This is a genomic window from Porticoccus sp. W117, assembly GCF_030341905.1.
In the GTDB taxonomy this organism is placed as follows: Bacteria; Pseudomonadota; Gammaproteobacteria; order Pseudomonadales; family Porticoccaceae; genus SCSIO-12696.
The window spans coordinates 48,899-65,804 of the sequence record NZ_JATAAF010000015.1 but is presented as its reverse complement, the minus strand read 5'-3'; the positions used below and the strand labels follow the sequence as shown (position 1 = coordinate 65,804).

The following is a 16,906-nucleotide window of genomic DNA, read 5'->3' as shown; positions in this document are numbered from 1 at the left end:
CTTTTTGATCCATAGGTCTCACCTCTTTCCAGGGCATGAGCATCTCCTCTTTGTGGATGCTCACAGGGTACAAAACTGTTACCCATGTACTGGTACTGATGTGTTACCTATGTCCTGAACTCGTACAGGTGCCTTTTTCTTGATTACTTCTTTTGGGCAAGCAAAAGAAGTAATTCGCCCAGCAGGGCGAAACCCTTGCTAAAAAATACTCAAAAAAACGAAAGCGAAGTTAAATGCACGAAATTGCCGTGCTCGCATTAGGGGCCTCGGTAGCAAGCCCTAGTGGTTGCCCAGCAACTCTTTCAATTCCGCTACTCGCTCGCGACTCTCCGCTTTAGAAAGCGGCTCTGCAGTTTTTTCTTCCAGCAGTTCTGGCGCTTCGACAACCAATTTCTCCCCTGCCAAAACTCGCTGGCATATTTCCTGATAGTTTTTTTCAAACAACGGGAAGGCTTTACGTTCCACCTCATTGCCAAGCACATACCAGCCCGTTTCCAGGGCGGCGTGATACACCGCCGGGTGCGACCAGCGATAGGTGGCTTTGGGGGTGGGAGCATTACAGGCTTCCACGTAGGCATCGTGGGCACTGGGCAGAGCGCCACCTGGGCCTTGCTGTTGGCACAGCTGAATCATGCGGTGCAGGTTGGGTAGATATTCGCACTGTTCAATGGCGGCTTTGGCGCCCTGTAGAATTTGCTGCGGGGTAAATTTGCCCAGACTTTCCAGCCACAGTTTTTTGGTGAAATCCTGATCTTGTTGATCGGGGAACGCACTAAAGAATTGGTTGTGATAGTTCAGCTGGAACAAAGTAAAGGTCTGGTTGATGGCATCAATCAGACTTTCTTTGTTTGCGGCCTGGTCAGCTTGCCCAGCTGCGGTCGGTGAGTTGCTGCACCGCGGAGCGGCCTCGCGAACCGCTTGCTCGGTAAGGTCTTTGCTGTCTTTCATTGCGGTCGCTCGCAGTTGAGGGTTCGGGCAGGGCGTTGTGGCGCGCCCATTGGCGTTTGACGTTTTGCAGGAAGCGGGTATTCCAGGAGCTTTCCACCCGGCCGGTATCTTTCCAGTAGAGCACAAATTCCGCAACCTGGCGCTCGGCGAACTGACGGTCGATATTGGCCAGGGCGAGTACGTCGTAAACCGTGTCGTCTGGTTGCCAGTCGCCGCTGATGGGGCGCGGTTCGGCGTCGTTCTTGATCACGGCGGTAAAGCGCGCCCACTGTTTTTTGATGTGCAGGATAAAGCGGGAATTCCAGGTGGAAGAGCGCTCACCTCGTTCGCACCAGTAAAGTACAAACTCGGGAATGGCGTCTTCAATAAAGTGCTCGCTGATACCTGCCTGCTGGGTGAGTATGTCCATGGCATCCTGCGATGGTCGCCACTGGGGTGCCATGGCTGCTTCCCGGTTGTTGCGGTTTTCCCGTGTCTGCTCGTCGCGCCAGGCCCGCAACACCTGCTTGATAAACTTGGAGCCCCAGCTGTGTTGCGGTTCGCCGCGCTCGCTCCAGTAAGTAACAAACTCCGGCACCTGTTGCAGGGCGAAGGTTTGCGGAATGCTGTATTGAGCCAGTTGGCGCAACAGTTCATCGTCTGGTTGCCAGTTGTGAGCGATATGGTTGGCGCCGCGCACCGCAGGGGCCGCCGCTGGTTGGGGTGCTGCCGGACTTTGTGCTGTGCTGCTTTCGTTGATGGCAAAGCGCAGCTGGCCGCACTCGCTAAAGGGTGCTGAGGCAATCAGTAAAATACCCTGGCTGCGCAGGTTATTGCAGATGCGCTGAATGTCGCGCTCATTCCAGAAGGGCGCGGCCTTGTGCAATTGGGCGGCAGACACTTCCAGCCAGTTAAAATTGTTGTGCTGTTCGGTGATGCCGTAGTCGATAAATTCCCCCAGAATACCCAGCAGCAACGCTTCCTCCAGGCCGATGGTGGCGGCCAGCGAGGGGGACAATGTGAGGGGTTTTTCCGGGATCAACGACATGGGGGCACTTTACCAGAATTTAGTCAGCCCCTGCCATTTGATAACCATTTGCATCTTGTGGTTATGACGGTAAACTGGTTTTTGGTTCTCTACATCCCTTTCCAGAATCTGGTGTGCCTATGATTTGGCAAAAGTGCCCACAGGATGGGCGGCCTCAAACCTTGTTCCCCTTGTTTGTTGTTGGCCTGTTTGCCGCTCCGCTTGCAGCGGACGAACTTACCGAAGAAGATTTGATGCAGGAAATGCCGATGGTGATGGCGGCCACCCGCCTGCCGCAATCGGTTACAGACTCCCCCGGCTCCATCACCGTTCTGGATCGAGAATTAATTGCCGCCTCCGGCTTTCTGGAAATTGGCGACTTGTTTCGCCTGGTGCCCGGCTTTCAGGTGGCGCGTTCATGGCGCGACCACCACACCGTCACCACCTACCATGGCCAAACCGACGGCTTGTCGCGGCGCATGCAAGTGCTGGTGGATGGCCGCACCGCCTTTACCTCCCAGTTTGGCCTTACCGACTGGGACCGCCTCGGCATTACCGTGCACGATATTGAGCGCATAGAAGTGATGCGCGGCCCCGCAGGCTCCGCCTACGGTTCCAACGCCTTTGTGGCGGCTATCAATATTGTCACCCGCAAGCCGCTGACCTATGGCGGCAGCGAGCTATTTGTCGCCGCCGGCGACAGTGACACCCAACTGGCTGGCCTGCGCTACCACTCTAATGGTGGCAAGCTCAGTTCTACCGCTTCCGCTACCTATCTGGGCAGCGATGGCTTTGAGGGGGGCAACAGCGGCGTTAATGTGCTTAACCTGCGTTGGCAGGGGCAGTATCAGCTCAGCGGCGAGCGTACGCTCGGCTTTCATGTGCTTCATGCGGACGGCCCTTCCGGCCGTGGCGGCAGCCCCAGCTCTCTGTTTGATCCCGCCGGCGACAAGGAAATCAAAGAGCAAAATGCCCTGCTGCGCTTTACCGAAGTGCTTTCCCCTAACAATCAATGGCACTTGCAGTTGGGGCTGGATCGCACGGTACGCGGTGACCAGGTGCGCCCCGGTACGGTGGCGGAGGTGCTGGCAGTAGCTGGTATCGGCGCCGATCAGCTGGATGACTACCTGGCCAATTTCCCGGTGGCCTTGCCCGACGGTATTGCCAATCAACAGGCGGTGGCAGGCCCCTACAACTATCGCGCCACTCGCGCTGATCTGGAAGCCCAGCAAACGTATTCGTTCACCCCCGACTCCCGTCTGGTATGGGGCGCCGGTTGGCGCAAAACCCGTGTGCGCGGCGCGTTGGTGCTGAATAGCAGCGATTACTTTGAGAGCGATAACAGCCGCCTGTTCGCCAACTGGGAATACCGCGATGGGCCATGGCTTTACAACCTGGGTGGCCTTTATGAAGAGGGCGACCTGGCTACCGGTGATTTGTCATCCCGGCTGGGGGTTAACTATCAACTGGCCCCCAATCACACCCTGCGAGCCAGCTTTGCCCGTGGCTGGCGTCAGCCCTTTGTGGGCGAGGCATACCACGAGCTGGCATTAAAGACAGAACAGGGCTTTCCCCTGGAGCGCTTTATTGAGGTTGGGGAGGAACCTCTGACCCCGGAGAAAATTACCACCTGGGAGCTGGGCTATGTGGGTCGCTGGGGCGGCCTGCGTGCGGAAGTTAAACTGTTTGACGAAACCCTGGAAAATGAAATTCAGGAAGTGTTCGACCCCACGGCTCCGGAATTGCTATCCCTGTTTGCCCATGAAAACGGCCAGCCACCCGGCGCGCTGATCCGTATCAACGGCGGGCGTACCCATCTGCAAGGTATAGAGGGCAATATCGACTACCGCTTTAATGAGCACACGCGTCTGTGGCTCAGTTACGGCTACACCAGTGTTGACCAGCAGTTGCCACCACTGGCGATTCGCGGCCTTCAGCACAGCAACAGTGGTACACCTCGTCACACCGCCAGCGCGCTACTGTCCCACCGCTTTGAAAATAACTGGCAGGCCAGCCTGGGCTATTACTACCTGGACGACACCGCCTGGTACTTGTTTGGCAGCGATACCGCCAGCTACGACCGCATCGACCTGCGCCTGGCGAAAACCATCGACCTGTGGTCGCAGCCGCTCAAAATAGAACTCATTGGCCAAAATGTGGCCGGTGCGGCTTACAATGAATTCAATGTTCAAAATCGCTTTGACAGCATGCTGTTCATGCGTTTCAGTATGACGTTGGATTGATTGTTTCTGAGCGTCATTCCCGCCTTTGCGGGAACGACGTTGTATCGAAGGAAGCCCCCTTGGCCAAGAAAAAAACCGTTTACGTGTGCAGCGACTGCGGCTCCGACTACAGCAAGTGGCAGGGCCAGTGCAGCGACTGCGGCGCCTGGAACACCCTCAGTGAAATGCGCAATGTGGCGCCGGCTCGCGCCAGTGGCAGCGCCGGTTATGCTGGTGCCGCCGACGGCGAAGTCAAACGTCTGTCGGAAATTGACCTGCAGGAACTGCCGCGCATTCCCAGCGGTGGTCGCGAGTTTGACCTGGTATTGGGTGGTGGTCTGGTGCCGGGGTCGTGCGTGTTGATCGGCGGCGAACCGGGGGCGGGCAAAAGTACCCTGTTATTGCAGACTCTTTGCCATTTGGCGGAATCCATGGAAACCCTGTATGTCACCGGTGAGGAATCGCCTCAGCAGGTGGCAATGCGCGCCCAGCGCCTGGGGTTACCCAGCGACAAGCTCCACATCATGGCGGAAACCAGTGTGGAAACCATTTGCCACACCGCCGAAAAACGCCAACCGAAAATTCTGGTGGTGGACTCCATTCAGGTAGTTCACCTGGCGGACATCAGCTCTGCGCCTGGCAGCGTGTCACAAGTGCGCGAAGCCGCCGCTCATTTGGTGCGCTACGCCAAACAGACCGGCACCGTTTTGTTGCTGGTGGGGCATGTGACCAAAGACGGCACGCTGGCTGGCCCCAAAGTGCTGGAACATATGATCGATTGTTCACTGATGTTGGAAGGTTCTGCCGACAGCCGTTTCCGCACCTTGCGAGGCATCAAAAACCGCTTTGGCGCCGTCAACGAACTGGGGGTGTTTGCCATGACAGAGGCAGGCCTGAAAGAGGTCAATAACCCCTCTGCCATCTTCCTCAGCCGCGCCGGTGAAATTGCCTCCGGCAGCTTGGTGACCGTGGTGTGGGAAGGCACCCGCCCGTTGTTGGTTGAACTGCAGGCGTTGGTGGATGAAAGCCCGTTTAACAACCCACGCCGGGTTGTGGTGGGCCTGGATCAAAATCGCCTCGCCATGCTGCTGGCGGTGCTGCACCGCCACGGCGGCATTATGGCGGCGGATCAGGATGTGTTCGTCAATATCGTCGGTGGTGTCAAAGTTATGGAAACCAGTGCCGATCTGCCGCTGTTGCTGGCGGTGGTGTCCAGCTTCCGCGACCAAACCCTGCCCAGCGACCTGATCGCCTTTGGCGAAGTGGGCTTGTCCGGTGAGCTGCGGCCAGTGCCCAGCGGCGTAGAGCGCCTGCGGGAAGCCGCCAAGCACGGTTTTAAACGCGCCATTGTTCCCGTGGCCAATTCGCCCAAGCAAGGCATTCAGGGGATGGAAGTGATTGCAGCGAAGACGCTGGCAGAAGCGCTGGAAGCCCTGTAAAACAACTTTCTGTGGTGAAGTAAATAACCAGTCATATGGAGTACAGAGTGAGCGAAACACCATACACGCCTCCAGAGTCAGAGCTCATCGGTGAAAATACAGCGCAGCTGGAAAAGGACTTTCAAAAATCCAAAAAAGATTTGAAACACGATATTTTCGCGTTGGTTTTTTGTTCAGCAATTGCAGTAATGAGCTGGTTGGTGTTCAGGCCGTTTGAGATTGCTGTATTGGTTATTTTTATATCTGTCATATGCTACGGAGTGATGTCTTTATTTTCATTGCCCTTCAAGTTTTTTAAAGTCAACAAATTCAAAAGATTGCTGTGTGAAAAATAAGTTAAAGCTGTAGCTTTATGAATAAAATCACAACTCCAAACTGGGATAAAAACAGTTGGATATCTTCACCGGAATATGTGGATTGCACGGTTAAGTTTTTGACGTCCTGCTTACAGTTAAAGCCCACTAGCAAGGTTCTCGATATTGGTTGTGGTCGGGGGAATATCTCGGCCGCCCTTTCCCGCTTTAATAATTTTTATGCGCCTGTTGAGGCTGTTGATATCACTGACCTGGGTGGAGAGGTAACCGAACGTGATCAGCTGGACTTTCATTTATGTGACGGGGTTGGTTATCTAAAAACCAAGCCGGATTGCTATTACAACGGAATCATTCTCAAGCAGGTATTCCACCTGATTCCCGAACAAGACAGGCAGAAATTATTGGCGCAGATTTTTCGCTGCTTGAAAAAAGAGGGTTGTGCATTGATTTTGCAAATGCCAGCCCATTCAGAAGTGCCAATGTTTACTAAGTTGAAAGATGTTTTTTACCGGGAGTTGCTGCCACTGAATAGCGTTATCCAAATGGCAGAGAGTACAGGGCTGAAAGTGGCGGTAAGCGAGTGTCGTTTTTCTGTTGGCATGGCAAAACAGGATTATTTTAGACTCCTTGAACAGCGTTTTATGTCGGTTCTTCGCGAATTTTCCGACTGGGAAATTGAAGATGGTATTACAGAGCTGGATGGGTTGTATCCGCAAGAAACTCTGGAATTTACCGATGCGCTGGACGTTATTCAGTTAAGTCGCCAGTAAGTTAAAGGCGCATTTGATAATGTAAGGTCAAGGTGAGGCCAGAGCTATGAAAACACTTACTGGAAGTTGTATGTGTGGAGATGTTCGCTATGAAGTGACCGGTGAATGCCGGGAAGTTGTCGCCTGTCACTGTGTGGAGTGCCGGAAATCCAGTGGGCACTATACTGCGGCGACGGCAACACGGCCGGAAAACTTAAAGCTGTTGGGTGATGACGGGCTCAAGTGGTATCGGTCTTCACCAAAGGCACAAAGAGGCTTTTGTCAGAACTGCGGAAGTACCCTGTTCTGGAAACCCGATAGCGGCGACCGCATCAGTATTTTTGCCGGTAGTCTTGATGGACAAACAGGGCTGCAAATGACGTCTCACATCTACTCGCAAGAAAAAGGCGATTACTACACAATAGAAGGTGATGCAGCCCAATTTGCCATAGAGGGCGCCAAGCTGGTGTTATAAACCAGTGTGCAAAAAACGTTTTAATAAGTGACCGCTTGGGGTCGAGAGGGGGATTTTTCATGCGGCCTTTTTACGGTGCCGGGTTATTTTGCCTGGTGCTCTGTGCTTGTAGCACAACCGTTGAACAAACGGCGCAGCAACGTTCTGATAACCAGTGGGTCTGCGATGCTAACCCAACCACTGGCGAGTGGGATTGTCGCCAGTTGGCTCGTGGTGCAGTGCTGCCGTTGCCCGCCGCTGCTGCACTGCAAGAAGCCGTGACATCACAGCCTCAACCGGCGCTGATCATACCTGCAGAACCTTTGTCGACGCCGGCTCCCGAGGCGCTGCAAACACCTCAACAAATCGTGAAAAACATTGTTCCCGATACTGTGGCGCCACCCAATGTGCCTGCAGCGCCCGCGCCTGTTCCCGATAAAGGCTATGTGGTGCAATTGGCAGCACTCAGCAGTGAAGCGGCAGCTAGCCGCTATATTGACCAACAACATCAGTTGCCTGAGTCACTTACCTGGCATCGCACCTACAGCAAGGGGCGTCATTGGTATGTGGTTACCACCAACCCCATCAGCACACACGTGGAGGCCTTGGCGGCAGCGGGGCGCTTGGAAGGTGCTGACTCAGGGCTTGCCACCTGGGTTCGCTCTCTGGATTCACTGCGACAGGCCATAGAAGATACTCCATAGGAGGTTATTGTGGACTGGAAGGTATTGCTCACCATTTTTGGTTTGATGTTTGTCGCCGAACTGGGGGATAAATCCCAGGTGGCAACCCTGTTGTTTGCGGCGGACAAAGAAGTCAATCGCTGGCTGGTGTTTGTTGTCGCTTCGCTGGCGTTGGTGGCGGCTACTGGTATTGGTGTATTGGCCGGTAGTGCACTGTCTCACTGGTTCAACCCCAAGCTGCTGGGAATAGTCGCCGGTTCGGGCTTTATCGTGATTGGCGTGCTGACCCTGATTCGTGGCCTATACTCTTAATAAAGGGGGCCTTATGACCAACTATGAACTGAAACAACAGATCGCCGAATTGCGCCACAGCCTGGAACAGGCCAGTGAAACGGACGTGCATGTAAGAGATATGCTGGGCTCGCTGATGGAAGATATTGTGGTGCTGGTCAGCGAAAATGACGAAGGTGAAGTGGATAGTCAGGCAGTGCGATCGCAACTGGATCAACAGGCAGCGGATTTTGAAAGCCGGCATCCGAAAATAGCTGGCTTGTTGAGGCAATTGATGGATCAGTTGGCGAAGTTGGGGATTTAGAACTTCGCAGTATTTGTGACATTGGAGATTTACATGGCTGACGAGATTGACTGCCGAGCTCAATTTGTAGGCTTTCTAAAAGGTGATCATGTATTCCCCGATGGAGAAGAGGCTTCAGATGGCAGTCAAGTATTTGTTTCAATTGAAACGCAATGGAATTCGAGTACGCGCTTATATGGGCCTATGCCATCGCCAGTTGCTCTTTTCCTCAATAGTGCGATAAGAAGCTACCAGACTGCCATCCAGCTTAGAAATTCATTTCAGATTGAAGGAAATGAGGTAAGTTTCACAAGTTTCTCTACTGAGTTTTTTGATTACATCGAAGCTCTATTTGAGTCGGTTATATTTAGTGCAACCAGTATCGAAGCATTCTGTAATGTTCACATAAACGATGATCAGGTTTTTGAACTTAAGAAAAATAGGTGCTCAGAAATCTACATTGGTGATCAAATTGAACGATGGATATCGCTTGATGATAAATTAAGTGAAATTGTTGCACCGAAATTGAATGCCAACCTAGATAAATCCACAGAAATTTGGAGTGACTATAAAAACTCATTGCTATAAGAGACAGGCTTGTTCATCTAAAGAACAAAGATCGTACCAGTGTATCTTTAGGTGACGAATCTGTATGGACGTTTGTGGCCAAAGAACAAGTGATTAATCCTCCTTTAGTTGTCATAAACCTTTTGGGTTTGTTTTACGAAAATGCCACAACGCCTGGTTGGTTCGCAGATGTTCAACAAAAGCTCTAACGAAACGTTGTGAATCGAACCGTCGTTACCCCAAATTTTCTAGTACTTCGGTAACCACCATAGTCGCCAACCGATCCAGCATGTCATCCCCTTCCTCTTTGGTGGCCAACGCGGGCGCGCCGGCGTAGGCGTTTTCCATGCCCATGGCGTCGAAGGTGTTGACGCCGGCGAGGATGTTGTCGGACAGGCTCACTGGTACTTCCGGCAGTGTTTTCTGCACGTCTTGTTTGACGCCATTGGCGTCAGTGGCCAAGACAATGGCGGTTTCGTAGCGGCCGGCGTGGCATTCGCCGCGCTTGAATTCGTCGGACAGGGTGCGCGCCCAGCGCCGTGACAGTGGGCAGGCGAGGGAGGCTTTGCCGTCGTCAAACCGTTTCGGTACCTGGCGCACGGCGCTGTAGTGTTCTGGTTCCAGGTGGTTGTTGATCAGGCAGACGTGATCGACGCCGTTGTCCAGAAAGCCTTGCACCACCGCTGCCAGATAGTCTGTGAGCACTGGTTCAGGAATGCTTACCGCGCCTTTGAATGCTGCCGCGCAGTCGGTAACGCCGTAGGGGACGGCGGGGGCGATAAACACGGTCATGCCATTTTTTTCCAGGCGTTGTGCGGCCAGTTCGGCGCAGCCTTGGGATATAACGGTGTCGGTGAGTAGCGTCAGGTGAGGGCCGTGGGGCTCCACTGAGCCAACGGGCAGCAGTATGATGACAGGGCGATCACTGTCGATGGCGGCGCCAAAGTCTTCGGTGGTGATTCGGTCGAGGCTGTAGTCTTTCATGGGGCTTGCTCAGGTCATATTTGGGTGCAAATTGTCATCGCGAGCGAAGCGCGGCGATCCAGAGTCTTTGTCGATAAGTCACTGGATTGCCGCGTCGCTGCGCTCCTCGCAATGACGAAAAACAGTCAGCTTTCCCGCTCCATCAACGCCTTACGATCCACCTTGCCACGATCATTTTTCGGCAGGTCGGCGACAAATTCGATCAGGCGCGGGTACTTGTGTTTGGCGATGCTGTTCAACACATGTTGCTGCAGTTCTTCGATCAGCTCATCACCTTCTCGCCCTTTGTGGGCATCCATCAGCACCACCAGGGCTTTGGGTTTGGTCAGCCCGTCCACATCTTTGGGGATTACCGCGCAGGCGGCCACGGCGGCGTGTTGCAACAGGCAATCTTCCACTTCCTGGGGGGCCATCCAGCGGCCATTCACTTTCATTAAATCATCGGCGCGGCCGCTGAACCACAGGTAGCCGTCTTTATCTTTGCTGAACAGGTCGCCGGTGCAGCACCAGTGGCCATGGAAGGTGCGCCAGCTTTTGTCCCGGTCTTTGTGATAGCCCAGGGCGACGCTGTCGCCTTTTACCCAGAGCACGCCGGTTTCACCGGGGGGCAGTTCTTCAGCGCCGGGGCCGCTGGCGTCGCTGGGGAGAATTTTCAATTGGTAGCCTTCTACAGAGCGACCCAGAGAACCCGGTTTGATATCACCGGGGCGGTTGCTGCAGTAAATATGGAACATCTCCGCCGAGCCGATGCCGTCGTAGATATTGTCGCAGCCAAAGTGTTCATTGAATTTTTCCAGCAACGTGGGCGGCAGGGCTTCACCGGCAGACAGCTGAAAGCGTACACTGGACAGATTCAGGTCGGGTTTCTCCACCAACAGTTTGCCCAGCATGGTGGGTACGTTGGTGATAATGGTGGGGCGATACATCTCAATAGCACTGGCCAGTGAATCTGGCCTGGGGGCTTCGGAGAACAACGCGGTAGTAGCACCCACGGAAAACGGAAACAACAGGTTGGTGCCGGTGGCATAACCGAAAAACAGCCGCGGCACACTGACGGTAATGTCGTCCCGCTGATAACCCACGGTGCCTTTGGCGTACACTTCAGTATTAAAGGCGAAGTCGCGTTGGGTGTGCATGGCGGCTTTGGGGCGGCCGGTGGAACCGGAGGTGAACAGCCAGCAGGCCATATCGTCCCGGTGCAGTTGTGGCGCTGGTAAGTCGAGTTGTGAGCCGTGGGTAATGGCATCGCTCAGCGACAATACATCAAAGGTTGCCCCTTGCAGCGAGGCAGGAATGGAAGTGGCTTGTTCCGGATCATCCCCGGTGGCCACATCCGGGGCCAGCAGAACCGCGCGTAGCCGTGAATTGGCCAGCAGCTGCGGCGCCAGTGCCTCTGCCACTGCGGGCAGGGTAATCAGTATGCTGGCACCGGTGTAATTGATCACATAGTCGAGATCATCCAGTGGCGATGAGGGGTTACCCATCGCCAGCACCGCACCGGCACTCCAGGTGCCAAAAATTGACCACACAAAGGGCGGCATGTCCGGCAGTACGATATACACCCGCTCTTCCTGGCGCACGCCAATACTTTGCAGGTAGCGCCCCAGAGCGCGGGATTTGTCTGTGATTTGCTGGTAGCTGTAACGGCGCTCGCCGAACAGCATGGCGGGCTTGTCGCCCAGGCCTTCGTTCAGGCGGTCATAAAGAAAGTAATCCGCCAGACTGAACTGGTCGGGGAACCGGGTACCCATGTTTGCCTCCTATTTACCTGGCAATCAAATCAGTCTTCCTGACTGATTTGATAGTCGCCCATAAAAATCTGGCGATGTTGCGCGGAACCTCTTGATTTTTATGGGCTCGCGCTGGCGTATCGCCAGCGGCGACACGTCCTTGTGTCGCTCCCATCTCTGCGGATGGCAGTTATTTTGCTTTACGTGTAAAATAATTTTTCACAAGAATACTCTGTTACAGCACAATGTGGAAGCCGCCAGAGAGAATCAAATACATTGCTACTTCCGGGCAATGGCCAACGGCCGCGCAGGCAGCCGCTTCAACGCTGTTCAGCCCGTTGCACTCGGGGCCATTGCAATTACAGCAACGCACCTGGGTTCCGGCCATGGTGCCCTGGCGGGCCAGCGATGACGGCTTTGTGACAGAAGATGTGATGCAGTGGTACGAACGCTTTGCCCGCGGCAAGCCCGGCGCCATAGTGATTGAGGCCACTGGCATTCGCGATGTGCCCAGCGGGCCGCTGTTGCGCATTGGTCACGACCGCTTTATTCCCGGCTTGCAGGAATTGGTGGAGCGGGTGCGCAATGCCAGTGATGGTGAAACCAGGTTACTGATTCAGCTGATCGACTTTCTCGGCATTCGCCGTCGCCCAGCGGCCGATAAGTACTTTCAACGTTTTATGCCAGTGACAGATGAGTTGCGCGCTGCGTTGGGGGGCGGTGAGCTGACAGAGCAACAGATTCGTGACCATATGGCCTCGCTGCCTGCGGAGCAGGTTCAGGCGCTGTTGCCGGAGCGGGAATACGAATCCCTCACCATGGGCTATCGGGAACGGGTAACGGATACTCACCTGGATCATATTCGCCAGTTGCCCCAGATACTGCCAGAGTTGTTTGCCAGCGCAGCACAAAGAGCACAACAGGCGGGTTTTGACGGCGTGGAGCTGCATTACGCCCACGCTTACACCATGGCCAGTTTTCTGTCCGCTACCAATACTCGCAGGGACGGTTACGGTGGCAGCCGGGGAAATCGCATTCGCCTGCCTTTAGCGGTGTACAAGCACGTGCGCCAGAGAGTGGGCACTCACTACCCGGTGGGTTGCCGCTTCCTCAGTGACGAATGCGTCGATGGTGGCAGCGAAGTGGCTGATGCCATGTATTTCGGCCAGCGGTTGGCGCAGGCGGGAATGGATTTTCTGTCCCTGTCCCGTGGCGGTAAATTCGACGATGCCAAACAGCCCAAAGTGGGGGAGGCGGCCTACCCTTACACCGGGCGTTCTGGCTACGAGTGTATGCCCCATCACATATCCGATCAGCAAGGGCCATTTGGCCGCAATGTGGCTCCTGTGACGCAGATTCGCCAGGCAATTCGCGATGCGGGCCTGCAAACCCCGGTGGTGGTGGCTGGTGGCATTCACAACTTTGAGCAGGCGGAACAAATCCTACAGAGCGAGCAGGCGGATATTGTCGGCCTGGCCCGCCAGGCGTTGGCAGATCCGGATTGGTTCAGCAAAGTGAAAAGCGGCAACGGCCGGGAAGTGCGCCTGTGTGAGTACAGCAACTATTGTGAAGGGCTCGACCAAAAACACAAACAAGTGACCTGCAAGCTGTGGGATCGCATCGACCGGGATCAACCCGGCGTGGCGTTGAGCAAGGATGGCAAGCGGCGCCTAGTGGCGCCATATTAGGAGTTGTTAATTTCCGCTGGCTGTTCCCCTGAAGGTTGCCAAAGTGGCGCAATTCGATGTAGCCGGCGCAAATAGAAAAACAGTACGACCAATTCGAGCCGCAGCATCAAGTGGCCAGACATGATGTTGTGTACCATGGTGAAAAGGCAAATAGCCGAGCACAGGTACCCGAGTGCCAAGCACACTTTCACTCCCCAACCCTTGGCAAATAGCAATCCAAACGCAGCGATTGCAAGAGCTATGATCAAAGAGGCCATTAGAATGGCAGCAGGGTGAGTGGCTGGGCCATTGTAGTTAAGGCCGAACAGGCCGAGCTGCAGAGGCTCTTGTAGTAGCAAGCTGGCGGCCACTAACAGGGGCATCAATGCGCCAAACACCATAAACAACCAGCCAAATATTTTGATCCACTTTGGTACCAGTTTTTTTCGAACGCTGGTTATGTCTTCTGCTGTGTGCGTGGGAGTTGTCGTGTCCGCAGACGGCGGCTGATAAGGGTTTTCAGTGTCCATTGACGATTCCTGTGTGCGTTTGCGCCAGTAAAATAATCGTGCAGTAGGGTACTTGCAAGCACTGGTTATCACGAAGGCATCGTCAACAGTTGGGCGAGTGGTACTCAGCCGTGTGCTCTATGAGATAGGGTATTATTGCGCTCCGATTACTTCCCCCAAAGCGGAGTTAGGCTTGCCCAGAGAGACTTTTACTAATTCATCCGAATCTAGCGTCAAGCTGATCTGGATTCTGGCACTGCTCTCCACCTTTGGCCCGCTGGCCATCGATATGTACTTGCCAAGCCTGCCGACTATCGGTTCTGAGTTAAACGCATCCGCTGCCCAGGTGCAGCAGACTTTGAGTGCTTTTCTGGTTGGCTTTGGTCTGGGCCAACTGTTTTATGGGCCACTGTCCGATCGTTACGGTCGGCGGCCGATTTTGCTCAGCGGTATAGCCTTGTTCAGTGTTACCAGCGCATTGTGTGGGCTGGCACAGGATATTAGCTCATTGACGATGTATCGGTTTTTACACGCAGTGGGCGGCGGTGCTGCCATTGTTATTGCCCGTGCCGTAGTGCGCGACCGCTTCGACACAAATCAGAGCGCCCGAGTATTGTCCACCATCCTTATGTGTACCGCTCTGGCACCACTGGCGGCGCCCATTGTCGGTGGTTTTTTGTTGGAACAGCTTGGCTGGCGCTCCATCTTCTGGGTGCTGACCGGCTTTGGTGTGCTCAGTTTTGTGGTGGTCGCCGTGGGATTGGAAGAGAGCAACTCCGCTGAACGCCGCGACGGCTCCAGTCTGGCAACCGCGTTTATTCGCTATCGTGACGTGCTTGGTAACCGCAGGTTGCTTGGCTACATGCTTGCCAGCGGTTTTGTCTACGCCGGGATGTTTGCCTACATCATCGGCACACCCTTTGTGTACATCGAGTATTTTGGTGTCGCGCCGGAAAACTATGGTTTTTTGTTTGGCCTTAATATTATCTCCATCGTAATTACCTCACGCATTAATGTGCGCTATGTGGGCCGGGTGGGCGCCAAAAAGATGATGGCCCGGGGCATCGCGGTGTCTGCCGTTGCGGGAGTATTGCTGGCGGCGGTGGGCTGGCTAAACGCTGGCTTTGAGGTTGGTGGCCAAAGTTGGGGGCTGTGGCTGGTTGTAGCGCCGCTGCTGTTTTTTCTGGGGCCAATCAGCATTGTCGGAGCCAATGGTGTGGCACTGGCCTCTGCTGAATACCCGCAAGCTGCGGGAGCGGTAGCCGCGTTGTGCGGCGCCACTCAATTTGGTCTGGGAGCCTCTGCCGGAACCCTGATGGGGCTGCTCGGCGACGGCTCGCCGCTGGGTATGTGTTTGGTGATAGGTGTTTGCGGTGTATTGGCCGTGATCAGCTTTTGCTGCCTGGCGAATCGCTAACGTTTTGGCGAGTGCTTGAATTCCAACCGGTTGCCACTTGGCTCGCGCAACATCATGTGTTTGGCGGGGCCGCCGTAGGAAAGCTCTGGCGCAAATTCAATCACCACGCCTGGATAGGCTTTGGCGCGCCGGTGTAACTCGTCCAGCAATTCAAAACTATCAACGGTAATGGCCAGATGGTGCAGGCCGACATTGGATTTGCGATTGAAATCAGTCTGGTTGGCGCGATCCTGTACCGCCCACAAAGTGACAAACATCTTGCGGTCACTGACGAAGTTGGCCGGATAATCCGGGTCACTGCCTGCCTTTCTCCAACCCAGAACTTCCGTGAAAAAACCCGTTGAGGCCGCCAGGTCTTTTACGGTCAGACCGACGTGGTCAAAGCCGGAGGTGATAGGCTTGTCCAGAGGTTTGAGGTTTTCACCAGCCAGGCTGTGAGTGGTTGTTCCCAGGGTCGTTGCCAGCAGCAAAACAACAGCGGCGAAATAATTCATTGCACAAGCTCCTTTCTGATTAAGGCAAATTGGGCAATGGTATCGAGCAAAGGTTCCGAGTGGTGACTTTGCTAGCCCATTTCCACCCGGTTGCGGCCGTTTTCCTTGGCTTGATAGAGGGCTTTGTCGGCACGCTCTTTCAAGCTGTCGGCGCTGTCTTCGGCGCTGGCCTGTGATACACCCACGGACACGCTGATGTCGTTGATGATTTCACCAGTTTCTGCCTGGCGCACGCTGATGGTGGTGACTTTTTCGCGAATGGTTTCCGCCAGTTGCGCTGCCTGTTCGGCGGGCTGTTCACAGATAACGGCAAATTCTTCACCGCCGTAGCGCATCGGGTGGATGTTTGCTTCACGTATACCGGAGAGAATGTCGCCCACTTCTTCCAGAATGCGGTCGCCGGTGACGTGGCCATAGGTGTCGTTACACTTTTTAAAGTGGTCCAGGTCGAGCAACAGCAAGCTGGTGGGCTGGCTACTGTCTTGCAGGCAACGGTCGATGGTTTGGTCGAAGGCGCGGCGGTTGCCGATTTGGGTGAGTTCGTCCAGCAAGGCGGTTTGTTCGGATTCCTGCAACTGTTGCTTGAGGTTTTCCACTTCCTTGCGGGCTTCCACCAGGTGGGATTGGAAGTCCTGGGTGAGGCGGTTGACCGCATCGGTGTCTCGTAACAGATTGCTCAGGGCTTTCTGCACTTCTTTTGGGTCATCGGTGTTTTGTACGGCGGCAATGGTGTTTTTCAGGGATTCGCTGTACTGGCTGGTACCTTCGGTGGCTTTGTTAACGGTGTCGAAGAGTTGCGACAGTAACTCCGCTACGGCCCCCTGGGTTTCGTCCTGTTCCGGCAGGTGGTCACGCACAAAATAGTCGTAGAACAACTGCTGGCTTTTTTTCGGGTCGTAGGTGCCGGCGGCCGGGAATTCAAACAGCAGGCGTTCGCTCAGCTCCTGGCTTGCGTTTTTGACGTGGGAATACCAGAGGGCAAAGTTCACCGGGTTGGTAGGTATTTGCCGCTGCACCATCAGCGGAACGGCTTGCTTCAGGTAGCTGGCTGAGGCGACGGAATCTTCTTCGAACTGCATTAAGAGCTCCAAAGGTTCTGGGGCAGTCCTTGCTTTGTTTTAGTTATTTGAATGTACAGCTAGAGGTACA

The 16,906-nt window shown here is 54.6% G+C and carries 18 protein-coding genes; 11 read left to right on the top strand and 7 right to left on the bottom strand.

All coding sequences use genetic code 11. The annotated features are described in order from the left end of the window. Positions 1 to 279: 279 nt before the first annotated feature. Positions 280 to 948, bottom strand: a complete 669-nt coding sequence (locus QSV34_RS11150; protein ID WP_289154741.1) for a replication protein P — start codon at positions 946 to 948, stop codon at positions 280 to 282. Further along, a complete protein-coding gene (locus QSV34_RS11145) occupies positions 860 to 1,975 on the bottom strand; it encodes a DnaT-like ssDNA-binding domain-containing protein (RefSeq protein ID WP_289154739.1) in 1,116 nt (371 codons plus the stop codon). The genes QSV34_RS11150 and QSV34_RS11145 overlap by 89 nt, the downstream gene beginning before the upstream one ends. Before the next feature lie 119 nt (positions 1,976 to 2,094). Here QSV34_RS11145 and QSV34_RS11140 point away from each other — a divergent pair, with 119 nt between their 5' ends. Genes QSV34_RS11140 through QSV34_RS11100 form a run of 9 tightly spaced genes read left to right on the top strand, consistent with a single transcriptional unit; the run spans position 2,095 to position 8,977 of the window. Beyond that, on the top strand, positions 2,095 to 4,197 hold the full coding sequence (locus tag QSV34_RS11140) for a TonB-dependent receptor plug domain-containing protein (protein ID WP_289154737.1): 2,103 nt from the start codon (positions 2,095 to 2,097) through the stop codon (positions 4,195 to 4,197). Between the two features lie 59 nt (positions 4,198 to 4,256). Next, positions 4,257 to 5,615: a DNA repair protein RadA gene (gene radA / locus QSV34_RS11135; protein WP_289154735.1), complete on the top strand. Its 1,359-nt coding sequence runs from the start codon at positions 4,257 to 4,259 to the stop codon at positions 5,613 to 5,615. A gap of 47 nt (positions 5,616 to 5,662) precedes the next feature. Next, positions 5,663 to 5,950, top strand: coding sequence for a hypothetical protein (locus tag QSV34_RS11130; protein ID WP_289154733.1), 288 nt, complete (start codon positions 5,663 to 5,665; stop codon positions 5,948 to 5,950). A gap of 17 nt (positions 5,951 to 5,967) precedes the next feature. Next, positions 5,968 to 6,699, top strand: a complete 732-nt coding sequence (locus tag QSV34_RS11125; protein WP_289154732.1) for an SAM-dependent methyltransferase — start codon at positions 5,968 to 5,970, stop codon at positions 6,697 to 6,699. A gap of 46 nt (positions 6,700 to 6,745) precedes the next feature. Further along, positions 6,746 to 7,153: a GFA family protein gene (locus QSV34_RS11120; protein ID WP_289154731.1), complete on the top strand. Its 408-nt coding sequence runs from the start codon at positions 6,746 to 6,748 to the stop codon at positions 7,151 to 7,153. Between the two features lie 59 nt (positions 7,154 to 7,212). After that, a complete protein-coding gene (locus QSV34_RS11115) occupies positions 7,213 to 7,836 on the top strand; it encodes an SPOR domain-containing protein (RefSeq protein WP_289154730.1) in 624 nt (207 codons plus the stop codon). A 9-nt stretch (positions 7,837 to 7,845) separates the two neighbouring features. Beyond that, entirely contained in the window at positions 7,846 to 8,127 is a 282-nt protein-coding gene (locus tag QSV34_RS11110) for a TMEM165/GDT1 family protein (RefSeq protein WP_289154729.1), read from the top strand. Between the two features lie 13 nt (positions 8,128 to 8,140). Beyond that, a complete protein-coding gene (locus QSV34_RS11105) occupies positions 8,141 to 8,410 on the top strand; it encodes a DUF4404 family protein (protein WP_289154727.1) in 270 nt (89 codons plus the stop codon). A gap of 33 nt (positions 8,411 to 8,443) precedes the next feature. Further along, entirely contained in the window at positions 8,444 to 8,977 is a 534-nt protein-coding gene (locus QSV34_RS11100; RefSeq protein ID WP_289154725.1) for a hypothetical protein, read from the top strand. 213 nt (positions 8,978 to 9,190) lie between these two features. Here QSV34_RS11100 and QSV34_RS11095 read toward each other — a convergent pair whose 3' ends face one another. Together QSV34_RS11095 and QSV34_RS11090 are read right to left on the bottom strand one after the other, a co-directional pair. After that, entirely contained in the window at positions 9,191 to 9,940 is a 750-nt protein-coding gene (locus QSV34_RS11095) for a creatininase family protein (RefSeq protein ID WP_289154723.1), read from the bottom strand. 125 nt (positions 9,941 to 10,065) lie between these two features. After that, positions 10,066 to 11,691, bottom strand: coding sequence for a benzoate-CoA ligase family protein (locus QSV34_RS11090; RefSeq protein ID WP_289154721.1), 1,626 nt, complete (start codon positions 11,689 to 11,691; stop codon positions 10,066 to 10,068). Between the two features lie 224 nt (positions 11,692 to 11,915). Between QSV34_RS11090 and QSV34_RS11085 the strand changes: the two genes are divergently transcribed. Continuing rightward, a complete protein-coding gene (locus QSV34_RS11085) occupies positions 11,916 to 13,358 on the top strand; it encodes an oxidoreductase (protein WP_289154719.1) in 1,443 nt (480 codons plus the stop codon). On the opposite strand, the gene QSV34_RS11080 is transcribed toward QSV34_RS11085, so the two are convergent. Further along, positions 13,355 to 13,867: a hypothetical protein gene (locus QSV34_RS11080; RefSeq protein ID WP_289154717.1), complete on the bottom strand. Its 513-nt coding sequence runs from the start codon at positions 13,865 to 13,867 to the stop codon at positions 13,355 to 13,357. The two genes, QSV34_RS11085 and QSV34_RS11080, sit on opposite strands and share 4 nt — an antisense overlap. A gap of 172 nt (positions 13,868 to 14,039) precedes the next feature. Here QSV34_RS11080 and QSV34_RS11075 point away from each other — a divergent pair, with 172 nt between their 5' ends. Further along, positions 14,040 to 15,263 (top strand): Bcr/CflA family multidrug efflux MFS transporter, encoded by a 1,224-nt coding sequence (locus QSV34_RS11075; RefSeq protein ID WP_289154715.1) that lies wholly within the window; start codon positions 14,040 to 14,042, stop codon positions 15,261 to 15,263. Here the strand turns inward: QSV34_RS11075 and QSV34_RS11070 are convergent. After that, positions 15,260 to 15,757 carry a VOC family protein gene (locus tag QSV34_RS11070; protein WP_289154714.1) on the bottom strand — a complete coding sequence of 166 codons (498 nt, stop codon included), beginning with the start codon at positions 15,755 to 15,757 and terminating at the stop codon, positions 15,260 to 15,262. The genes QSV34_RS11075 and QSV34_RS11070 overlap by 4 nt on opposite strands. Before the next feature lie 71 nt (positions 15,758 to 15,828). Then, positions 15,829 to 16,836: a GGDEF domain-containing protein gene (locus tag QSV34_RS11065; protein ID WP_289154712.1), complete on the bottom strand. Its 1,008-nt coding sequence runs from the start codon at positions 16,834 to 16,836 to the stop codon at positions 15,829 to 15,831. Positions 16,837 to 16,906: the final 70 nt, after the last annotated feature.